Source organism: Streptomyces sp. NBC_01217 (assembly GCF_035994185.1).
GTDB lineage: Bacteria > Actinomycetota > Actinomycetes > Streptomycetales > Streptomycetaceae > Streptomyces.
Window position 1 is genome coordinate 1,242,259 of record NZ_CP108538.1, and the last position, 17,081, is coordinate 1,259,339.

Sequence of the window (17,081 nt, forward strand, 5' to 3'; positions counted from 1 at the left end):
ACAACTCCCGAAAGCTGTCCAAGGGCGTCCAGAGGAAGTGAGTCCGTGAACATCCAGTACCGCGTGTTGAGTCTACTGCGTGACAACGGCCCGCTGTCCCGCGCCCAACTCGCGGACCGGCTGGAGGTTCCGCGCCCGCGGCTGCTCGGCGAACTCGACCGCATGGTCGCCGCCGGGCGGGTCCGTGAGGCGGGCCCCGCCGCGTCGCGCGGCGGGCGGCGCTCCACTCTCGTCCAGCTCGACCCCGGTGTGCGGTTCGCCGCCGTGGATCTGGGCGCCAGCTCCGTCGACATCGAGATCACCGACGGCTCGCTCGCGCCGGTGGCCTCCTGCTCCGAGCCGGCGGACATCCGCTCCGGACCGGTCGCCGTGCTCGGGCGCGTCAGCGAACTCCTGCGCGCGATGGCCGACCAGGGGCACTACACGCGGCTCGACGCAATCGGCATCGGCCTGCCGGGACCGGTCAGCTTCCGGGAAGGCGTACCCGTCTCGCCGCCGATCATGGTGGGCTGGAACCGCTTTCCGGTACGCGACACCCTCGCCCGCGCGCACGGCTGCCCCGTCGTGGTCGACAACGACGTCAACGTGATGTCCCTCGGGGAGCAGCACAGCGGGGTCGCGAGGACCGTCGACCATCTGCTCTTCGTGAAGATCGGCAGCGGTATCGGCTCCGGCATGCAGCACCACGGCCGTATCTACCGGGGCGCGGAGGGATGCGCCGGCGACATCGGGCACGTCCAGGTCGAGGCCGAGGCGGACGGGCCTGTCTGCTCCTGCGGGAACACCGGCTGCCTGGAGGCGTACTTCGGCGGGGTGGCGCTGTCCAGGGACGCCACGGAGGCCGCGAGATCCGGCCGGTCGCCCGCCCTTGCCGAACGGCTCGCCGAGCGGGGGGTTCTGACCGCCCTGGATGTCGCGGAGTGCGCGGACGGCGGCGACAGCACGAGCGTCAGCCTGGTCCGGGCCGGCGGCCACCGGGTCGGGCAGGTCCTCGCCACGCTGGTCAGCTTCATGAACCCGTCGATGATCGTGATCGGTGGCGGTCTGACCGGGCTCGGCTATCCCCTGCTCGCCGAGATCCGCAGCGTCGTGTACAAACGCTCACTCCCCCTCGCCACCGGCAATCTGCCGATCGTCATGTCCGAACTCGGCCCCCGCGCGGGGGTCGTGGGCGCCGCGCTCCTGGCGAGCGAACTCGCTTACGGTGAGGCGTCGGTGGCTGGGGACGTCGGAAGAACAGAGGCCTCCTGATCCGACGCGGACGCGTGGACCGCCCGGGCGTAGGCTTCGCTCAGCATGGACGCGACGGGGGGCGAAGCACATGACGGCTGAGTCGACACAGAGGTGGGGGTCGACCCTCGATTCGGTCGTGGTGTACGCGCAGGGCGCGGTCTGCCGACGCCTGGCCCGGGGCAGCGTGTCGTCCGACGGGCGGGTGCGGGTGACGGGACTGCCCCGCTCGCTGGACCCGGGCTCGCTGCGGGCCCGTGTCCTGGGAGCCCCCGGGGTACGCGTCACCGAGGCCCGGGTGGAAGTCGAGGCCGAGCCGCTCGGCACGGGCACACCCGACGAGTTGCGGCACGAGGTCGAGCGGCTGAGCGACGAGTACGCGGCGGCGCAGGGACGCCGGGACCGGCAGTTGGGCCTGATCGAGGAGGTCAGGGCTCTCCACCCGGTCCCACCTGCCCGCAGGCGCGAGGACCCGCACCGCCGCACCCCGGTCGACGCGTGGCTGGAGCTCGCCGACTTCGTCGACGAGCGGCTGGCGGGACTGCACAACCGCCTCGTCGGGTTGGAGGAGGCACTGCGCAACGTCGAGCACGAGCTCACCGTCGCCGCCGACCGGCTCGCCCGCGCCTCCACCGACGCGCCGTCAGCGCACGTGGAGACCACGGTCTGCGCGGTCCTGACCCTCGACGGCACCGGTGATGCGGAGGTGGAACTGGAGCTGGAGCTGGAATACGGGGTGCCGGGCGCCGTCTGGGTTCCGGCCTACCGTCTCACTCACCGTCAGGGCGACGGCAGCGGCCGTCTGGTGCTGCGCGCCTCGGTCGCTCAGCGGACCGGGGAGGACTGGACCGGCGTGCGCATAGCCCTGGCCACCGCCGATCTTCGGCGCCGCACCGACCTGCCGAGGCTCCGCTCGATCCGGATCGGTCGCAGTCAGCCCGCTTCCGCGCCTTCCGGCTGGCGCGAGCCCCCGGCCGGGCTCGTCGGCCTGTTCTCCGGGTACGACGCGGCAGGCCCCGGCCCGGCCACGACCGCCGTACCCGCGGCTGTCGGGGCCGGCTCCGCGCCCATGGGTGGCGCGGGCGGCTCCATGTCCGGTCCCGTTCCGCCACCGCCGCCTCCCCCGTCGCCGCAGAGCTACGGCGGTCCGTCGGCCGCAGTCCCGGTGCCCGGCGGCAGGTCCTTCGCGGGTGCCCCCGCCGCCATGGCGCCCGCGGCTCCTGGCCGGGCCGCGCCGCCACCCCCTCCGGCGCCGGTAGCCGGTCCGCCGCAGCCGAGCGGCGCCGAGCTCGACTATGCCGCCCTTGTCCTGTGCGGCCCCGGCGAGCAGGGCGGTCGCAGAGGCCGGCTGTTTCCCGACTCCCCCTTCGACCCGGTGGCGGCCGAGTACCGCCGCCGCGCCGAAGCGGTGGCCGCGCTGCCGTTGCCCGGACAGGCCGTACGGCCCCGCGAGTCGGCGGGTTCCTTCGACCACCGCTTCGATGCCACCGCCCGCGCCGACATTCCGTCCGACGGCACCTGGCACACCGTCACCGTCGGCGAGATCCCGGTCGGCCTGCGTACCGAGTACCTCTGCGTGCCGTCCGTCGAGCAGACCGTGTACGCGACGTTGGTGCTCTCCAACGCCACCGACCAGGCACTGCTGGCCGGCCCGGTCGAGGTCACCGTCGAGGACGACTTCCTGCTGACCGCCGCACTGCCCACCCTTGCCCCCGGCGGTGTCCGCCGGGTGGGGCTCGGGCCCGACGAGGGCATCCGGGTCACCCGCCGTACGAACGTGCACGAGTCGACCTCGGGTCTGCGCAACAACACCACCGTGCTCGACCACCGCGTCCACGTGGAGCTGGCCAACCGGCTCGCGCGGCCGGTCACCGTGGAAGTCCGCGAGCGGGTGCCGGTCACCTCCGATCCGGACGTCCGGATCGAGGAACGGGCGGACTGGACGGCACCCGAGGAAGGCACGGGGCCCGATCGACAGGCGCCGGGCACCCGCGTCTGGCGACTGGACCTGCCCGCAGGCGCCAATGCCGCCCTCGACGGCGGCTACGAGATCCGCATCCCGACCGGCAAGGCCCTGGTCGGCGGCAACCGCAGGAGCTGACACACGCCATGTCCACGGCCCCGAAGCCGATCGCCCTCCCCGTCACCGCCGTCACGTGCCTTGAGGATCGCGCCCACATCGAGCGTGCCGTCGTGCTCGACCTGGAGGCCGGGGTCCAGCGGCTGCGTCTCGGACCGGTCAGTGCACTGGCCGTCGACCGGACCCTCCATGCCGAGCTGACCGCCGATCACCCAGCGACCGTGCTCGACGTGCGGATCGTCCGCAGCTGGACGCCGCGCGGGCCACAGCCGTCCACCGACGACGACTCGGCCCTGCGCCACCGCGTACACACCCTCGAACAGGAGCAGCTGGCCCTGGAGCAGCGACGTGACCGGCTGCAAGCGCGCCTTGACCTGCTCGGCCGGCTCGCCGCCGATCTGCTGCGGGAGATCGGCGAAGGCACCGGCTCCGGGGAGACCGAACGGCCCCGCTGGACCACCGAACTGGACCGGGTGGACGACGAGCGCGACGCGCACGGCGAGCAACTGCGCACCGTGGAAGCCCGGCTGGCCGCCCTCGCTGTCGAACTCGGTGAAGCCCAGCGGGCCATGCATCTCTCCGAGGAGGAGCCCGCCGTGCTGGTCGGCCATATCGAGTTGACCGTGGAGACCGCGGTCGCCGGTCCGGTCGGGCTGCGCCTGAGCCACCTCACCCCGTGTGCGCTGTGGCGGCCCGCCTACCGGGCCGTGCTCGACGGGGACTCCCTGACGCTGGAGACCGACGCGATGGTCTGGCAGCGCACCGGTGAGGACTGGTCGGACGTACGGCTGACATTGTCGACGGCCCGCTCGGCTCTGGCCACCGATCCGCCACGGCTGGGCGAGGACCGGCTGACGCTCAAGGACCGCTCCGCAGCGGAGCGCCGCACGGTCGACGTCGAGCTGCGCGAGGAGGAGATCGGGACCCTCGGCCCGGCCCCGGTGCTCGGCCTGCCGGGGGTGGACGACGGCGGCGAGGCACGGGTGTTGAGATCCCCCGCGCCGGTCTCGGTGCCCGGTGACGGCCGCGCCCACCGAGTGCCGCTCTCCTCGTTCACCACTGCCGCGTCCAGTGAGTACGCCTGTTCACCGGAGTTGTCCCCGCTGGTCACCCAGGTGGTGCGGTTCGACAACCTGTCCGGGCACGCGCTGCTCGCAGGACCCGTGGACCTGGTCCGCGGCAGCGGATTCAGCGGCCGCGGCACGCTGGGCTTCACCGCCCCCGGCGCCCACGGCGAGCTGGCCTTCGGCAGCTGCGACGACCACAGGGTGGTCCGGCATGCCGAGGAGTCCCGCGACTGCGCCGGTATCACCCAGCGGACCGTGGTCACCCGCACGGTCCGGCTGCACCTGTCCCGGTTCTCCGCCCCCGGCGAGCACGACGAGCGGGTGGTCGTCCTTCGGGAGCGGATCCCGGTCTCCGAGGTCTCGGCGGTGGAGATACGCCTGCACAAGGATTCCTGCTCCCCGGCGCCCGACGTGGTCGACGCCGAGGGTATCGCCCGCTGGGACGTCACTCTCCCGCCCGGCAGCCGTCGCACAGTCACCCTGGTCTACGAGCTGTCGGCGAGCGCCAAAGTCACCGGGCTCTGAGTTCGGTGGGCCGCTGCACGCCTGCTGGTGCAGGCCCTGAGCACCGTGCCGCAAGCCGTCACCTCGACCTCATTCCATCTGCACGTTGATGTTGATGTACCAGCCCATGCGCCTGAGGCGCTGCTGAGTACCCAGGGTCAGCGTATGGTCCGGGCCGAGGGTGCGGACGTAACCCGACAGGACGACGACGAGAAGCCGGGCGGCTTCGTCGGTATGCCCGAGGGTGTGTACCGCGGCCGCCAGGTTTCCGCCGGCGGCGAGGGTCTGGAGGTCATCCTCGCCCAAGGTGGTCCGGTAGCTCGTGTACACCCGTTCCAGCAGGGCGAAACCGTGTTCCTGAGCGCCGGACTCGAACAGGACGGCGCCGAGGACGGCTGCGGTCTCCAGTGTGGTGGCGTGGTCCGGGCCGTGAACGCTCTCCCTGCGCTCCATGGTCCGCGTGAGAAGCGCGAGTCCCTCCTCGCGTTCGGCGCTCATCACCAGGGCCGTGGCGAGATTGTGGGCATAGGCCAGAGTGTCCGGGTCGTCGGGTCCGTTGCGGTGTTCACTGCGGGAGTACGCCTCGCGGTGCATGGCTTCGGCCTCCGGCGTCAGCCCCAGTTGGTAGAGCGTGTGGCCCAGCGCGTCGTACAGGGAGATGGTGGCGGGATCGTCCGGGCCGAGAAAACGTTCGTAGTCGGCCAGGAGGGCGCGCATCACCGGCTCCGCCGGTGCGTGGAGCTCGCGGCTGAGCAGCTCGGAGAGAAGCTCCTCCTGCTCGATGGTCGACTGGGGGAGCGAATGCGCCTCCTCTTCTACGGGCAGTGCGGGAGGCGTTGTGGCCGGTGGCTCGGGGGGCGTCCTCCCCACTGCCTCGGAGGTTGGCGCCTTCCCGCTCTTGCGGCGTCCGAAGCGCATCTGGGACCTCTTTTCCGTCGTGGTGGATCCGGAGGGTTGTCCGTCGGACCGCTCGGTGTTCAGCCGCCCACGTGCGCGAACGGCGCCCAGACGAGGGGTGGGTGGCCCGCCGCGCGCAGCCTGCGGACGGCGTCGTTCAGGGCTGCGGCGATTCCTTCGGATCGCAGGGTTCCGCCCCTGACGAGCGTGCGGTAGAGATCCCCGCTCAGTTCCTCGGTGGCGATGGTCCCCACCGACCACAGGGTGCCGATGACCTGTTGCCAGCCGGCGTACTGGAACGCGCTGGCGACGTTGATCGCCTCATCGGGTACCGCAGCGCCGCCGAGGGCCGTCTTACAGGCGGAGAGGAAGGCGAACTCGCCGTGGGCGTGCCGGTCGGCCCGGAGATCAGCGATGGTCAGCATCTCGTCGTGCAGGACGAGCCCTCCCTCCGAAGGGCGTAGCAGTTGCTGCCCGCCGTGGCAGCTCAGGTGCACCCAGCGGTGGGTACGCAGGGCGTCACGTACTGCCTGGCGTGTCGCCCGCTCCCCCTGCAGCACCGTGGCCCTGGGGATCGCTTCGCGCAGGGCGGTGAGTTCCCCCGCGACCTGCGGCAGGGGGAGGTGGCCCGGGGTGACGGGCATCCCCACCACCAGCATCCGGTCCGTCGTCCCGGGACGAGGGGTGGCCTGCCGGTTGGCGAGCAGGGCGCGCACCGTCGGGGTGTACGAGGGGGTGACCCGGTCGAGGACACAGGCATCGGGTGTCCCATCCGGGGACGCGGAGTCCGGCAGGCCCGCGGCGTGCAGGGGCAGCAGCGCCAGAGGACCTGTCGGACACCACCACAGCCGGGGCCGGGGCCGCCCGGCGGGAGGAGCCCCGGTGTGTCCGAGAGCTGTCAGCACCGGCTCCGCGATGTCGTGCCACAGCCATTTCAGCGTGCTGGTGACCAGGAGGTTGAGCTTGACCCGGGCGATGGCGTCTCGCGGGCCTTCCTCGTACTGGGCGAGCGCGTTGAGATAGCGCGCGGTCCGCTCCAGCATGCCCTGGTACGTGAGGCGGTCCAGCTCGACTGCTCGGACGGTGGTGGTCGTGACGATCAGGGCGTCGGTGCGCCACTGGCTGGAGACGACCATGACGACCGGCCCCCGGCTCGCGGCCCCGCGCAGTTCGGCCCCCGCGGCGGGTTTCCGGAAGTCGCCGAGCCCCGGCAGGCGTCTGATGCGCGCGAGGAGTTCGTCGCGTTCCGCGACCAGTGTCAGCCGCCGGTCGGCGATGCGGTCCCACCACGGATTGGCCGAGGCCGTCTCGGGCGGTGCGTTCAACTCGCGTTCCAGGCGGGCGAGTCGGTCGGCCAGTTCCCCGTCCACGGAGTCGAGAGCGTCCAGCCCGTCGCGCAGGTCGAGCAGTTGTGCCCAGAGGACGGATCGGCCCTGTTCCAGCAGTTCCATCGCGCGCTCCGGGTCGCCTGCGGCGACCGCGCAGCTCGCGGCCTCGGCCGACAGGCCGCTCCATGCGGTGAGTTCGTTTTCCTGCGCTGTCCGTTCCTTGGCCGACGAGACAAGGGACGGCAGAATTCCGAGCGCCTGCGCGTACTGATCGGTGGCCGCGCCCCAGGCACCGCTCCGGGCCAGGTACCGCGCCGCGTACGCCGCCGCCGAAGCACGTGCCCAGGGCGGCGCCGTCAGGTCGGAGGCGAGCCCCTGCCAGAGGGACAGAGCACGCCCGGCGCCCGCGTGTCCGCGGAGATCCGTCAGGAAACGGGCGAGCTGAAGCACGACCGAGGCACGGCCGGCGTGCTGCGCGGGAGTGCTCTGCAATGCCCGCTCTGCGAGTTCGACGGCCCTGTCCGCGTCGCTCTCCTCGCCGAGGAGGCGGTAACGGCTGTACAGGACGCTGCTCAGGCCCCGCAGATGGGTGCCCAGGTCCGGGCCCCTTGGGCCGGCGGCCGCCACAGCGCGCAAGCACGCCGCATGGGCTTCTGCGAGATCCTGCAGTCCGCCGAGTTCGGTGGAGAGCAGCTCCGGCCCCTGCGTGTTCCGTATCTGCTCCCATTGGAGCCGCGCCGCATCGGCGCGCAGCTCGCTGATACCGAAGGGCGTGATGTCGTCCCGCAGGCGGAACTGCCGGTCCATCAGTGCCTGACCGAGGCTCGCTTCGCAGGGCGCCCGCCTCGGATGGCCGGGCCCCAGCCCGTCCAGCGCCAGGCGGAAGGCGTCGATGGCTTCGTCGAGGACCCGCGGCTCGTGGGTATGCGCGTAGGTGGCACACAGCACCCGCCCCCATGTGTACAGCCGCCCGGAGCGCCGTGGATCCCTGGTCCCTGCCTCCTTGACGGATTCTTCGCCGCAGTAGACGGCGTGGTCCAGGTCTTGCTGGCTGCCGGTCTCCTGGAAGCGGCTGAGCAGAACGGAGCTGAGGTCGGACAGAGCATCGAGCCGGAGGCCGGGAAAGGGACTCCTGTCGGCCGCCTGGGTCAGCAGCTCGACCGCCTGCCCGAGCTGGTGCGGGTCGCGGGTGAGCACAAAGAGTTCGTACAGCGCACCGCCGAGCGTGGCCCTGCGTCGTGCGAGGTCCAGGTCGCTGCCCGGGGTGGCTGCCACCACCGCATGTAACTCCTCGACGGCGAGCCTGAGTTCGTCGAGGTCCCTGGTCAGACGGAACCGGGTCAGGCGCGCGCCGGCGAGGTTCTCCTCGAACAGCAGGCGGCGACGATCCGTCGGCGGGGTGGCCCTGACTGCACGGGAGCCGAGTCTGGCCGCCTCAGCGGCGGCAACGAAGTCGCCGCTGCGGTTGGCCTGTGCCTGCAGTGCGGTACTGAGGTTGTCGAGGCGGTTGGGCAGACTGGCGTCGGCCGGATCGGTGGCTCGGACGGCGGCGCGTGCAGTCACGGTGGCCCGGTCGAGGTCCGACGGGTCGCCGCAGCGGTCGTACCTCATGCGCAGCGCCAGACTCAGATTGGACATGTCTCCGGACCAGAATCTGTGCTCCTGCGGGTAGGCCTCGACCGTCCCGCCGAACAGCTCGATCGCTTCGTCCAACTCTGTCCGGCCCTCTGTGACCTGGCCCTCCTTGAGCAGCCGGATCGCCAGGCGGCCCCAGTGCTCGGGACCGAGGAAGCTGTGATCGATCTGCACCCCTGCGGCGAGCAACTGACGCGGCTCTTCGGGGACCAGAGACGGATCGACGTTGCCGATCCGAGCGTAGAACAGGAGCGCCTCCCACAGATCGGAACCCTTCTTGCTGTCGTCGGCTTCATCGCGGGCCCAATGCAGCCGGGCCAGCGCGTGCCCGATCTCGACACTGCAGCCGCCGGGCGAGAGCGCGGTGTGCCAGAGCCGGCCCGCCCGGGCCATCACCCCGGGGCCCAGCACCGCCTCCCGGTCCCCCGTCCGCTCATACCGTTCGATCCGCTCGTTCAGAAACGTCAGCGCCTCGTCCTGCGACAAGCTCACAACAACCCCCGTATGCAGGCTTGTTCGTCTACCGTAAGGGATTTACCCCACCACGGATCCGCCTCGGCGAAGGAGTTCCTTTTGTCCACCGCTGACAATCGTGCCGCTGCGGCGTGGCTGTGCGCCGCGGTACCGGATCTGCTGGCCGGCGCCTCGGAGGACGAACAGGTGCTGGCCTGGATCGATCAGGCCACGCAGGCCGTCCGGGACGGCGAGCCGGCCGCCGCCGTATGCCGGCGGCTGGGCTATTCGACACGCACCGACCCCGACAAGCACGCCGGCGACATGGTCGGTCTCGACGACTTCGGACTCGATCCCGTGCAGGTCGAGGGTGACTACCGTTGCCCCGCCGGACGTTGTTCGCGCCGCGCCCACCCGGACGAGAGAGGCCGGGAACCACGCTGCGCCGTCGATGACGCCCCGATGGTCCTGCGCGCCCGGCCCCGTCCGTGAACACGCTGCTCGCGGAAGTGGGCAAGAAGGTCGCGGACCGCTGGCTGAGCGCCCTGCTGCTGCCCGGACTGCTGCTGGTGGCGGCGTCCGTCTGCGGAGTCCTGCTCGGACACACCTCGGCACTCGATGCGGCGGAGCTCACCACCGAACTGGACCGGCTGGGCCAACGGCTCGACTCCCGGCCTGCGGCGACGGTCCTCGTGGTCGTCGGCGGCCTGCTGGCCGCCACCGCTGCCGGGCTGGCGGCCCAGGGAGTGGCGGCGGGAGTCCGGAAGGTATGGATCACACGCCGACCGCACCGCTGGGTGGCACACCGCCGGGAAAGGGCGAGGGCTGAGCGGGAGCGGACCGGGGGCGGAGGGCCGGACCGGTATCTGCCCGTGCGCGCTACGGAGATCGGGGATCGCTTCCGTCTGGTCGACGAGCGGGTCGACGCACAGTACGGGCTGTCGGTGGCCCTGGTCTGGCCCCGTCTGTGGCTGCTCCTTCCGGAGACGGTGCGACCCGTGATCAGCGATGCGTCCAGCCGGTACCAGCGCTCGGCGGAAACCACCGCCTGGGGGCTGCTGACGGTGGCGCTGGGCGTGACCTGGTGGCCGGCGCTCCCGGTCGGGCTGGCCATGATGCTGACCGGCTGCCGTAGGGGCCGGGCGGCGGGTGCGGCCCTGGCGGACCTGGTCGAGGCGGCCGTCGACACACAGCAGCGTCAGCTCGCCGAGGCCCTGGGGATCGAGCTCCCACACGGCCGCGTCACCCCTGCGGAGGGTTTGCGAATCAACGACGTTCTCAACAAGCGCGCGTGACCTCAGCTGACACCTGTGCAAGAAGGTGTCAGCTCGATCGGAGCCGGTGGAAGGTAAATACGTCGACAGCACCCCGCCCCGCCGGGCAAAGTGGCCGCCCGTGACGAGCAGTGAACTGTGGACCCGTGCGACCGCCGACCGCTACGACTCCGAGGAGCACGAGATGTCCTCGGCCGTTGTTCTCGGACCGACCATCGGCTTCCTCGCCGAACTCGCCGGGGACGGCCCGGCGCTGGAATTCGCCATCGGAACCGGACGAGTGGGCATCCCGCTCCGGGAACGAGGCGTGCCGGTAGTGGGCATCGAACTGTCCGAACACATGGCAGCCGTCCTGCGGCACAAGATCGACGAGGACACGCTCCCGGTCACCATCGGGGACATGGCCACAACCACCGTCCCCGGCACGTTCACCCTGGTCTATCTCGTCTACAACACCATCACGAACCTGCTCACGCAGGACGAGCAGGTCGAGTGCTTCAGAAACGCCGCACGGCACCTGACGCCCGGCGGCCGATTCGTCATCGAGCTGGGCGTACCACCGCTGCGGTTCCTGCCTCCCCGGCAGGTCGCGGTGCCGTTCGACGTCTCCGAGCGGCATCTCGGCTTCGACACCTTCGACCTGGTCGAGCAGATCCTCGTCTCGCACCACCTCACCCGCGACGGCGACGACGGCCGCTACCGCCGCAGCAGCTCCCGGCACCGATACGCATGGCCGGCGGAACTCGACCTCATGGCACGGATCGCAGGGCTGGAACTGGAACTGCGCATCGCGGACTGGGACAGGGCGCCATTCACCCAGGACTCCGCAAAGCACATCTCCGTGTGGCGCAAGCCGGCCTGACGGCCACCTGACCCCTCGAACTCGCGGGCACCCGGGCATTCCTCCGGACGGCGTTATGACGACGAGTCCCCTGTCAGTAGCGTGGTTGCTTTCTGCCCTGCCTGCCACGGGAGACCGACGATGATTCTTGAGATCCGTACGTACCGGCTGAAGCCCGGCACCAGAGACGAGTTCGTGCGCGTGATGCGGGATGAGTCCGTGCCGTTGCTGGAACGGGCCGGTATCCGGGTGGTGGATTGCGGGGCTTCCTTGGTGGCCGAGGACGGGCACGAGGAGGCGTATCTCATCCGCGCATTCGCCTCGCTCGACGAACACCGGCGTCAGGAGGATGCGTTCTACGCCAGCGAGGCCTGGGGGCATGGGCCCCGTGAAGCCATCGTGTCCCGGATCGACAGCTACCACACGATCGTGCTCGATGCCCCCGAAGAGATTGCCCAGACATTTCACAGCAGATGACGTGCGCTGCGCGTCCATGTCATAGGGCGCGCCCCAGCGAACATGAGCGTGTGTTCCGAGGCGCCGGGGCGTCGCGCGCACGCAACCGGTTGGCCCATGAACCACCGTCCCCCCACCGCTCCCGGAAGCACTGACGGACCACTGATCATCGTGAAGCAGGGCACCGTACTCGTCGTGGTCGACCAACTCGCCTCGATCGGCGCCCTGCCACCGGCCGCGACCCGGGCCGCGGGCAATCTGCGGTTCCTCCGCCACGGGATGGGTTGACTCCACGTGGCTGAGAGGCGATGGCCAGAGCATGGCATTTCGGCCCACGTGCGAGCCACGAGGGCATCGAACACGGCTCGATGTTCTACGCATATGTCCATATAAAAATGGACATCCGCGGTACTCGTGTTGCCGCCAAACGTGAATGCGAGTCCAAATACCGGACGCCAATTACGGAAGGGCGTGCCATGGTTGGCGCATCAGTCAGGAAGTCAACCGACCTGACATCTGCATGACCTCCGGGGGGATTCATGTTCCGCACCTGCGTATTTCTGACAGTCGCCGTTGCCGCAGCCTTTCAGGCAACCGAAGCCGGCCTTGTCACATCGACAGCCGACTCCCTTCCTGTTCAGCAGGGGGCGCACCGCTTGCTGTCGACATCTGACACCGGCTGGGGGTAGCCAGACCTGCGAGCCCCTGGAAAAGGAACTCCGGCCCGTTGCCGTGCGCCGCGGGCTATCGGAATCCGACCTCATTCGCGTCAATCAAGGAATGGTAATGGGACATCGCGAAGTTGAACTGCTCGCCATTGGCGCAGGACCGGCGAATCTCGCACTGGCGATCGCGTTGGAGGAGCTCGCCCCGGAACTGGCGCGTAATGCGCTGGTGATCGAGCGCGAAAAGGACGTGGTCTGGCAGCGGGGCATGCTCCTTCCCGATGTGCTCAGCCAGGTCTCCTTCATCAAGGACCTGGTCACGATGCGCAACCCGCAGAGCCGGTTCTCCTTCATCAACTTCCTGCACTCCCAGGGCCGTCTCGACGCGTTCGTGAACCTGGGCAGCTTCGTGCCGTACCGCAGTGAGATATCCGAGTACCTGCAGTGGGTTGCCGACTCACTCGCCATGGTCCGCGTCGAGTACGGTCGCGAGTGCACGGCGGTCGAGGAGACGGCCGGCACCGACGGCTCTGTCACCGGGTGGCTGGTCCGGCTGGCGAATGGTGACACCATCGGCTGCCGGTATCTCGTGATCGGCACGGGCCGGGACGCCCGCGTCCCCGAGGCGTTCGCGTCCCTTCCGGCCGAGCGAGTCATCCACAGCACCCAGTACATGCAGCGGATCGGCGAGGTACGGGCGGATCTGCCGCACCGGGTGGCGGTCATAGGCGGAGCGCAGAGCGCGGCCGAGCTGTTCGGCGCCGCACTGCGCGACCTTCCCGAGTGCAAGCCGACCATGATCATGCGCTCCATCGGTCTGAACGGCTATGAGAGCAGCAAGTTCACCAACGAGTTGTTCTACAACTCCTTCGTCGACGAGTTCCACAACGCCGCGCCCGAGGCCCGCCATCAGCTGCTCGGGGAGATGCACCGCGCCAACTACGGCGGTCTGGCACCCGCCACCCTCGATTCGCTGTACCGGCAGTTCTACCAGGACCGGCACAGCGGCCGGGCCCGGCTCTCGATGCACACGATGACCGATGTGACCGCCACCCGTATGGACGGCGAAGAGGTCGTTCTCACCCTCAACGACCGTAAGACCGGCAGTGCGTGGGAGCTGCGTGCAGACCTGGTCCTGCTCGGTACGGGGTTCGTGCGCGGCATGCCGCGCACGGTCACCGCGCTGGCGGAGGCACTGAGCCTCGACCAGATCGAGGTCACCCGCAACTACCGCCTGGAGCTGGGACGGCCCGCCTCCGCCGCCTGCTATCTGCAGGGCGTCAACGAGGCCACGCACGGCATCGCCGACTCGCTGCTGAGTGTGCTCGCAGCCCGGGCCGGCGAGGTCACCCACGACATCCTCGCCCACCGGGCGCAGCACAAGTTCATCCCTGCCCCGCGCCGCGAACTCAGCACGGCCGATGCGGCCTGAGCCCGTGTCATTCCTTCCGAAGAGAGACGCAACCTACATGCTCATCAAGCATCTTGACCGTGCGGGCCTGCGCCACGAGAACGGCCTGGACGCACAACGGCTACTGCCGTGGCCCGAGCTGAACGCCCCGTTCGAGGGCTCTTGGTGTGTGATCCGGCCGGGCACCGCGTCCACCCCGCACAGTCACCACGAGTACGAGATCTTCATCGCGGTGCGCGGTGAGGCGGTGCTGGAGTCGCGTGGCGAGCGCGTGCCGTTCGAGGCCGGGGACATCGTGCACTTCCCGCCGCACCACGAACACCGGGTCGTCAACGAGTCCGGCTCCGACTTCGAGATGTACAGCATCTGGTGGGACGCCGAAATGGGTGAGCGGTTCGCCACCCGGCACGGTCACGCTCAGCAGACCCAGGAGGTGTGAATCATGGCGCGGTTCCAGAACCACCGGCGTACCGTCGTCATCGCCCCGCCTCCCACCCCCAACGGCGATCTGCACGTCGGTCACCTGGCCGGCCCCTACCTGGCCTGCGATGTGTACGCACGCTACCTGCGCGCCATCGGGCGCGACGTCGTCTACACAACGGGCACCGACGACAGCCAGACCTACGTCGTGGCGAGTGCTCGCCGCCAGGGAATCACCCCTGAGTCCCTGGCCGCCGAGTCCTGGCACGACATCCGCGCCACTCTCGCGGCGACCGGCATGAAGGTGGACGGATTCGCGCCGTTCGACGACGGCTACCGCCGCACCGTGCTCGACTTCGTCGGCGCGCTGCACGACGCCGGCCGGTTTCGGCAGCGAACAGCCAGTTTCCCGTACTCGGAGAAGACGGGCGAGTTCCTGATGGAGGGGCTGGTCAGTGGCGAATGCCCGAAGTGCCTGGCCGAGAGCAGGGGCGGGCTGTGTGAAGCGTGTGGCCATCCCAACAACTTCAACGAGTTGATCAACCCTCGCTCGACCGTGGACCCGACCGACGTCCTGACCACGCGCGAAGCGACCATCCTGGTGCTGCCGCTGGAGGAGTACCGGGAGCAACTCACCGCGTACTACGACAGCAACTCCGTGAAGCTGCGCCCGCATACCCGGCAACTGGTGCAGGAAGTCCTCGCCGGACCGCTGCCCGACTTCCCCATCACATACCCGACCGCATGGGGCATCCCGGCGCCGTTCCCCGAGACCCCGGACCAGACGATCAACGCCTGGGTCGAGGGCATGCCGGCCTCGATGTACTGCACGGCCCATGCCGCGCGCGAGCTGGGTGAAGCGCCGACGGCCGACGACGAGCTCTGGCTGGCGGAGCGGGACATCGAGCTCGTGTACTTCCTGGGCTTCGACAACGTCTACTTCTGGGGCATGACGCACCTGGCCCTGCTGCTGGCACACGAGGGCCGCTACTGCGTCCCGACCGCCATCGTCAGCAACGAGTTCTACGAGCTGGAGAGGGAGAAGTTCTCGACCAGCAAGGGCCACGTCGTCTGGGGGCGTGACCTGGTCGCAGAGATCCCCCGCGACCAGGTGCGCTTCTATCTGGCACTGACCGCTCCGGAGCACCAGCGGACCAACTTCAGCCGGGCCGCACTGGAGAAGATCACCCATGAGCGGCTCACCGTGCCATGGAACAACCTGGCCGTACGGCTCGCCAAGGCCCTGTCCGAGCTCGGGTCCGCCTTCGAACCGCTCCCGGTCTCCGGGGAGGCCCGTAGGCGCGCGGCCACGATGGTGCGGCGCTTCGAGACCACCTACGAGCTGGACGGCTACAGCCTCACCCGGGCAGCCGACCTGATCGTCAGCCAGCTCGCCCGGCTCCAAGAGCGTTCGGAACAGCTGAACGACGTCTGCGACGACAGCGCCCCGATCCTGCTGGGCGATCTGTTCCTTGAGGCGCGCACACTGCTGGCGGCAGCCTCGCCGATCCTGGTGGACCTGGCGGCTGCCGCGGCCGAGGCGGGCGGCTTCGAGGCAGAGCTGACCATCTCCGCCTGCGAGGTCACCCAGGTGGTGCCGTTCATGCTGCCACTGCTCAGCACCACCGTGAGTGCAGGCTGACGAGCGATGGCAGCCTCCAACACTGCCGCTCGGGCCACACCGGGGGACCGATTGCGTATCACCGTGGTCGGTGGTGGGGTCATCGGACTGCTGACCGCTCTGGAGTGCGCGACAGCGGGGGCGGATGTGGTCCTGGTCGAGCAAGGCCGCCTTCCGCACCGCCGCAGTGCGTCGTACGACCGGCATCGCATCGTTCGCGCGCTGCACCCGCAGGACGCATCGGCAACACGCGCGGCGGTGGGCGCCGCGGCCCGATGGGCGGAGCTCACCCGGCTGCTCGGCGGCGGACTGTTCCACCGGTCCGGAGCCCTGACTGTCATGGCGACGAACCAGGCGGACGCTGCATCGGCGCTGCTCGTCGAATCGGGCGGCCGCTCGCGCACATTGGGGCCTGCGGAGCTGGCGCGGGCATACGGCCGGCTCCGTCTCCCCGCCGGAGCGTCCGCCGTCCTCGAACCGGATGGTGGTGTACTGCTTGCCGACCGGGTGCTCGAGGCGCTGGTCGCGATCCTGAACAAGACACCTGGTGTGCAGCTGCTGCCGCAGAACGAAGCGACCCGGTTCGACCCTTGTTCGGGTGAGGTACGGCTCGCCTCCGGCGAATCTCTGCACAGCGATCGCGTCGTCGTTGCCGCCGGCCCGTGGTCTCGCGAGGTGCTTCCCGCGGAAGCCGTCAAGGGCACCCAACTGTTCCGACAGACGCTGCTCTACTGCCAGCTTCCTTCTGAGACGGCACGCTCCTGGGCCGGAACACCGGCCGTCCCGGCGCTCGGCACCGCAGCCGGCGCCTGGCTGATTCCGCCGGTGGGCGACACGCCGCTGAAGCTCACCGCGGCGACCGCCTGCCGACCTGCGAAGCGCATCGACGGGCATGCGGCACCCGGCTTCTGGCGCGAACACCTCACCGACATGTTCCACGACCTGGTGGTCGGTTTTCGGGCGGACTGGATCACCGGTGCGTACGACGCCTATTACCTGGCGGACGCCGAGACCGGTGGACCGCGGCTGGTCGAACTGGACGGCGGCCGGTCCTGGGCGTACGCCGCCTGTGGGGGAAGTTCCTTCAAGTTCGCACCAGTGATCGCCAGTTCACTGGCCGATCGAGTTCTGGGAAGGCCCGTCACGCCCACGGGCCTGACCCATCTCGACCAACGCTCCCCGACGCGTTCTCTCTGAGC

The 17,081-nt window shown here is 69.9% G+C and carries 14 protein-coding genes; 12 read left to right on the top strand and 2 right to left on the bottom strand.

Annotated elements, in window-relative coordinates:
* Positions 1–45: 45 nt before the first annotated feature.
* From OG507_RS05215 to OG507_RS05225, 3 genes are all read left to right on the top strand, one after another.
* The gene (locus tag OG507_RS05215) at positions 46–1,251 is read left to right on the top strand and encodes an ROK family transcriptional regulator (RefSeq protein WP_327365945.1); all 1,206 of its coding nucleotides are present in this window, start codon (positions 46–48) and stop codon (positions 1,249–1,251) included.
* Positions 1,252–1,321: 70 nt separating this feature from the next.
* Complete coding sequence (locus OG507_RS05220; protein WP_327365946.1) at positions 1,322–3,331, top strand: DUF4139 domain-containing protein; 2,010 nt, start codon at positions 1,322–1,324, stop codon at positions 3,329–3,331.
* Positions 3,332–3,339: 8 nt separating this feature from the next.
* Complete coding sequence (locus OG507_RS05225; RefSeq protein WP_327365947.1) at positions 3,340–4,902, top strand: mucoidy inhibitor MuiA family protein; 1,563 nt, start codon at positions 3,340–3,342, stop codon at positions 4,900–4,902.
* Between the two features lie 69 nt (positions 4,903–4,971).
* Here the strand turns inward: OG507_RS05225 and OG507_RS05230 are convergent, their stop codons facing one another.
* Together OG507_RS05230 and OG507_RS05235 are read right to left on the bottom strand one after the other, a co-directional pair.
* Complete coding sequence (locus OG507_RS05230; protein ID WP_327365948.1) at positions 4,972–5,799, bottom strand: tetratricopeptide repeat protein; 828 nt, start codon at positions 5,797–5,799, stop codon at positions 4,972–4,974.
* A 59-nt stretch (positions 5,800–5,858) separates the two neighbouring features.
* Complete coding sequence (locus tag OG507_RS05235; RefSeq protein WP_327365949.1) at positions 5,859–9,233, bottom strand: CHAT domain-containing protein; 3,375 nt, start codon at positions 9,231–9,233, stop codon at positions 5,859–5,861.
* A gap of 81 nt (positions 9,234–9,314) precedes the next feature.
* On the opposite strand from OG507_RS05235, the gene OG507_RS05240 reads away from it, so the two are divergent.
* The 9 genes from OG507_RS05240 (at position 9,315) to OG507_RS05280 (ending at position 17,079) form a co-directional block, all read left to right on the top strand.
* Positions 9,315–9,686: a hypothetical protein gene (locus tag OG507_RS05240; RefSeq protein WP_327365950.1), complete on the top strand. Its 372-nt coding sequence runs from the start codon at positions 9,315–9,317 to the stop codon at positions 9,684–9,686.
* Positions 9,683–10,489, top strand: coding sequence for a hypothetical protein (locus tag OG507_RS05245; RefSeq protein ID WP_327365951.1), 807 nt, complete (start codon positions 9,683–9,685; stop codon positions 10,487–10,489). Before OG507_RS05240 ends, OG507_RS05245 begins: the two co-directional genes overlap by 4 nt.
* A gap of 100 nt (positions 10,490–10,589) precedes the next feature.
* Positions 10,590–11,330, top strand: coding sequence for a class I SAM-dependent DNA methyltransferase (locus OG507_RS05250; RefSeq protein WP_327365952.1), 741 nt, complete (start codon positions 10,590–10,592; stop codon positions 11,328–11,330).
* A gap of 120 nt (positions 11,331–11,450) precedes the next feature.
* Positions 11,451–11,786 (top strand): NIPSNAP family protein, encoded by a 336-nt coding sequence (locus OG507_RS05255; protein ID WP_327365953.1) that lies wholly within the window; start codon positions 11,451–11,453, stop codon positions 11,784–11,786.
* A gap of 96 nt (positions 11,787–11,882) precedes the next feature.
* Entirely contained in the window at positions 11,883–12,053 is a 171-nt protein-coding gene (locus tag OG507_RS05260; RefSeq protein WP_327365954.1) for a hypothetical protein, read from the top strand.
* A gap of 498 nt (positions 12,054–12,551) precedes the next feature.
* A complete protein-coding gene (locus OG507_RS05265) occupies positions 12,552–13,862 on the top strand; it encodes a lysine N(6)-hydroxylase/L-ornithine N(5)-oxygenase family protein (protein WP_327365955.1) in 1,311 nt (436 codons plus the stop codon).
* Positions 13,863–13,899: 37 nt separating this feature from the next.
* A complete protein-coding gene (locus OG507_RS05270; RefSeq protein ID WP_327365956.1) occupies positions 13,900–14,280 on the top strand; it encodes a cupin domain-containing protein in 381 nt (126 codons plus the stop codon).
* Between the two features lie 3 nt (positions 14,281–14,283).
* Positions 14,284–15,903, top strand: coding sequence for a class I tRNA ligase family protein (locus OG507_RS05275; RefSeq protein ID WP_327365957.1), 1,620 nt, complete (start codon positions 14,284–14,286; stop codon positions 15,901–15,903).
* A 6-nt stretch (positions 15,904–15,909) separates the two neighbouring features.
* The gene (locus OG507_RS05280) at positions 15,910–17,079 is read left to right on the top strand and encodes an NAD(P)/FAD-dependent oxidoreductase (protein ID WP_327365958.1); all 1,170 of its coding nucleotides are present in this window, start codon (positions 15,910–15,912) and stop codon (positions 17,077–17,079) included.
* The last annotated feature ends 2 nt before the right edge of the window (positions 17,080–17,081 follow it).

What these genes read in the sequence shown, in the direction of transcription:
- OG507_RS05220 (WP_327365946.1), top strand. Translation starts at nt 1,322, where the DNA reads ATGACGGCTGAGTCGACACAGAGGTGGGGGTCGACCCTCGATTCGGTC.
- OG507_RS05225 (WP_327365947.1), top strand. Translation starts at nt 3,340, where the DNA reads ATGTCCACGGCCCCGAAGCCGATCGCCCTCCCCGTCACCGCCGTCACG.
- OG507_RS05230 (WP_327365948.1), bottom strand. Translation starts at nt 5,799, where the DNA reads ATGCGCTTCGGACGCCGCAAGAGCGGGAAGGCGCCAACCTCCGAGGCA.
- OG507_RS05255 (WP_327365953.1), top strand. Translation starts at nt 11,451, where the DNA reads ATGATTCTTGAGATCCGTACGTACCGGCTGAAGCCCGGCACCAGAGAC.
- OG507_RS05260 (WP_327365954.1), top strand. Translation starts at nt 11,883, where the DNA reads ATGAACCACCGTCCCCCCACCGCTCCCGGAAGCACTGACGGACCACTG.
- OG507_RS05265 (WP_327365955.1), top strand. Translation starts at nt 12,552, where the DNA reads ATGGGACATCGCGAAGTTGAACTGCTCGCCATTGGCGCAGGACCGGCG.
- OG507_RS05270 (WP_327365956.1), top strand. Translation starts at nt 13,900, where the DNA reads ATGCTCATCAAGCATCTTGACCGTGCGGGCCTGCGCCACGAGAACGGC.
- OG507_RS05275 (WP_327365957.1), top strand. Translation starts at nt 14,284, where the DNA reads ATGGCGCGGTTCCAGAACCACCGGCGTACCGTCGTCATCGCCCCGCCT.
- OG507_RS05280 (WP_327365958.1), top strand. Translation starts at nt 15,910, where the DNA reads ATGGCAGCCTCCAACACTGCCGCTCGGGCCACACCGGGGGACCGATTG.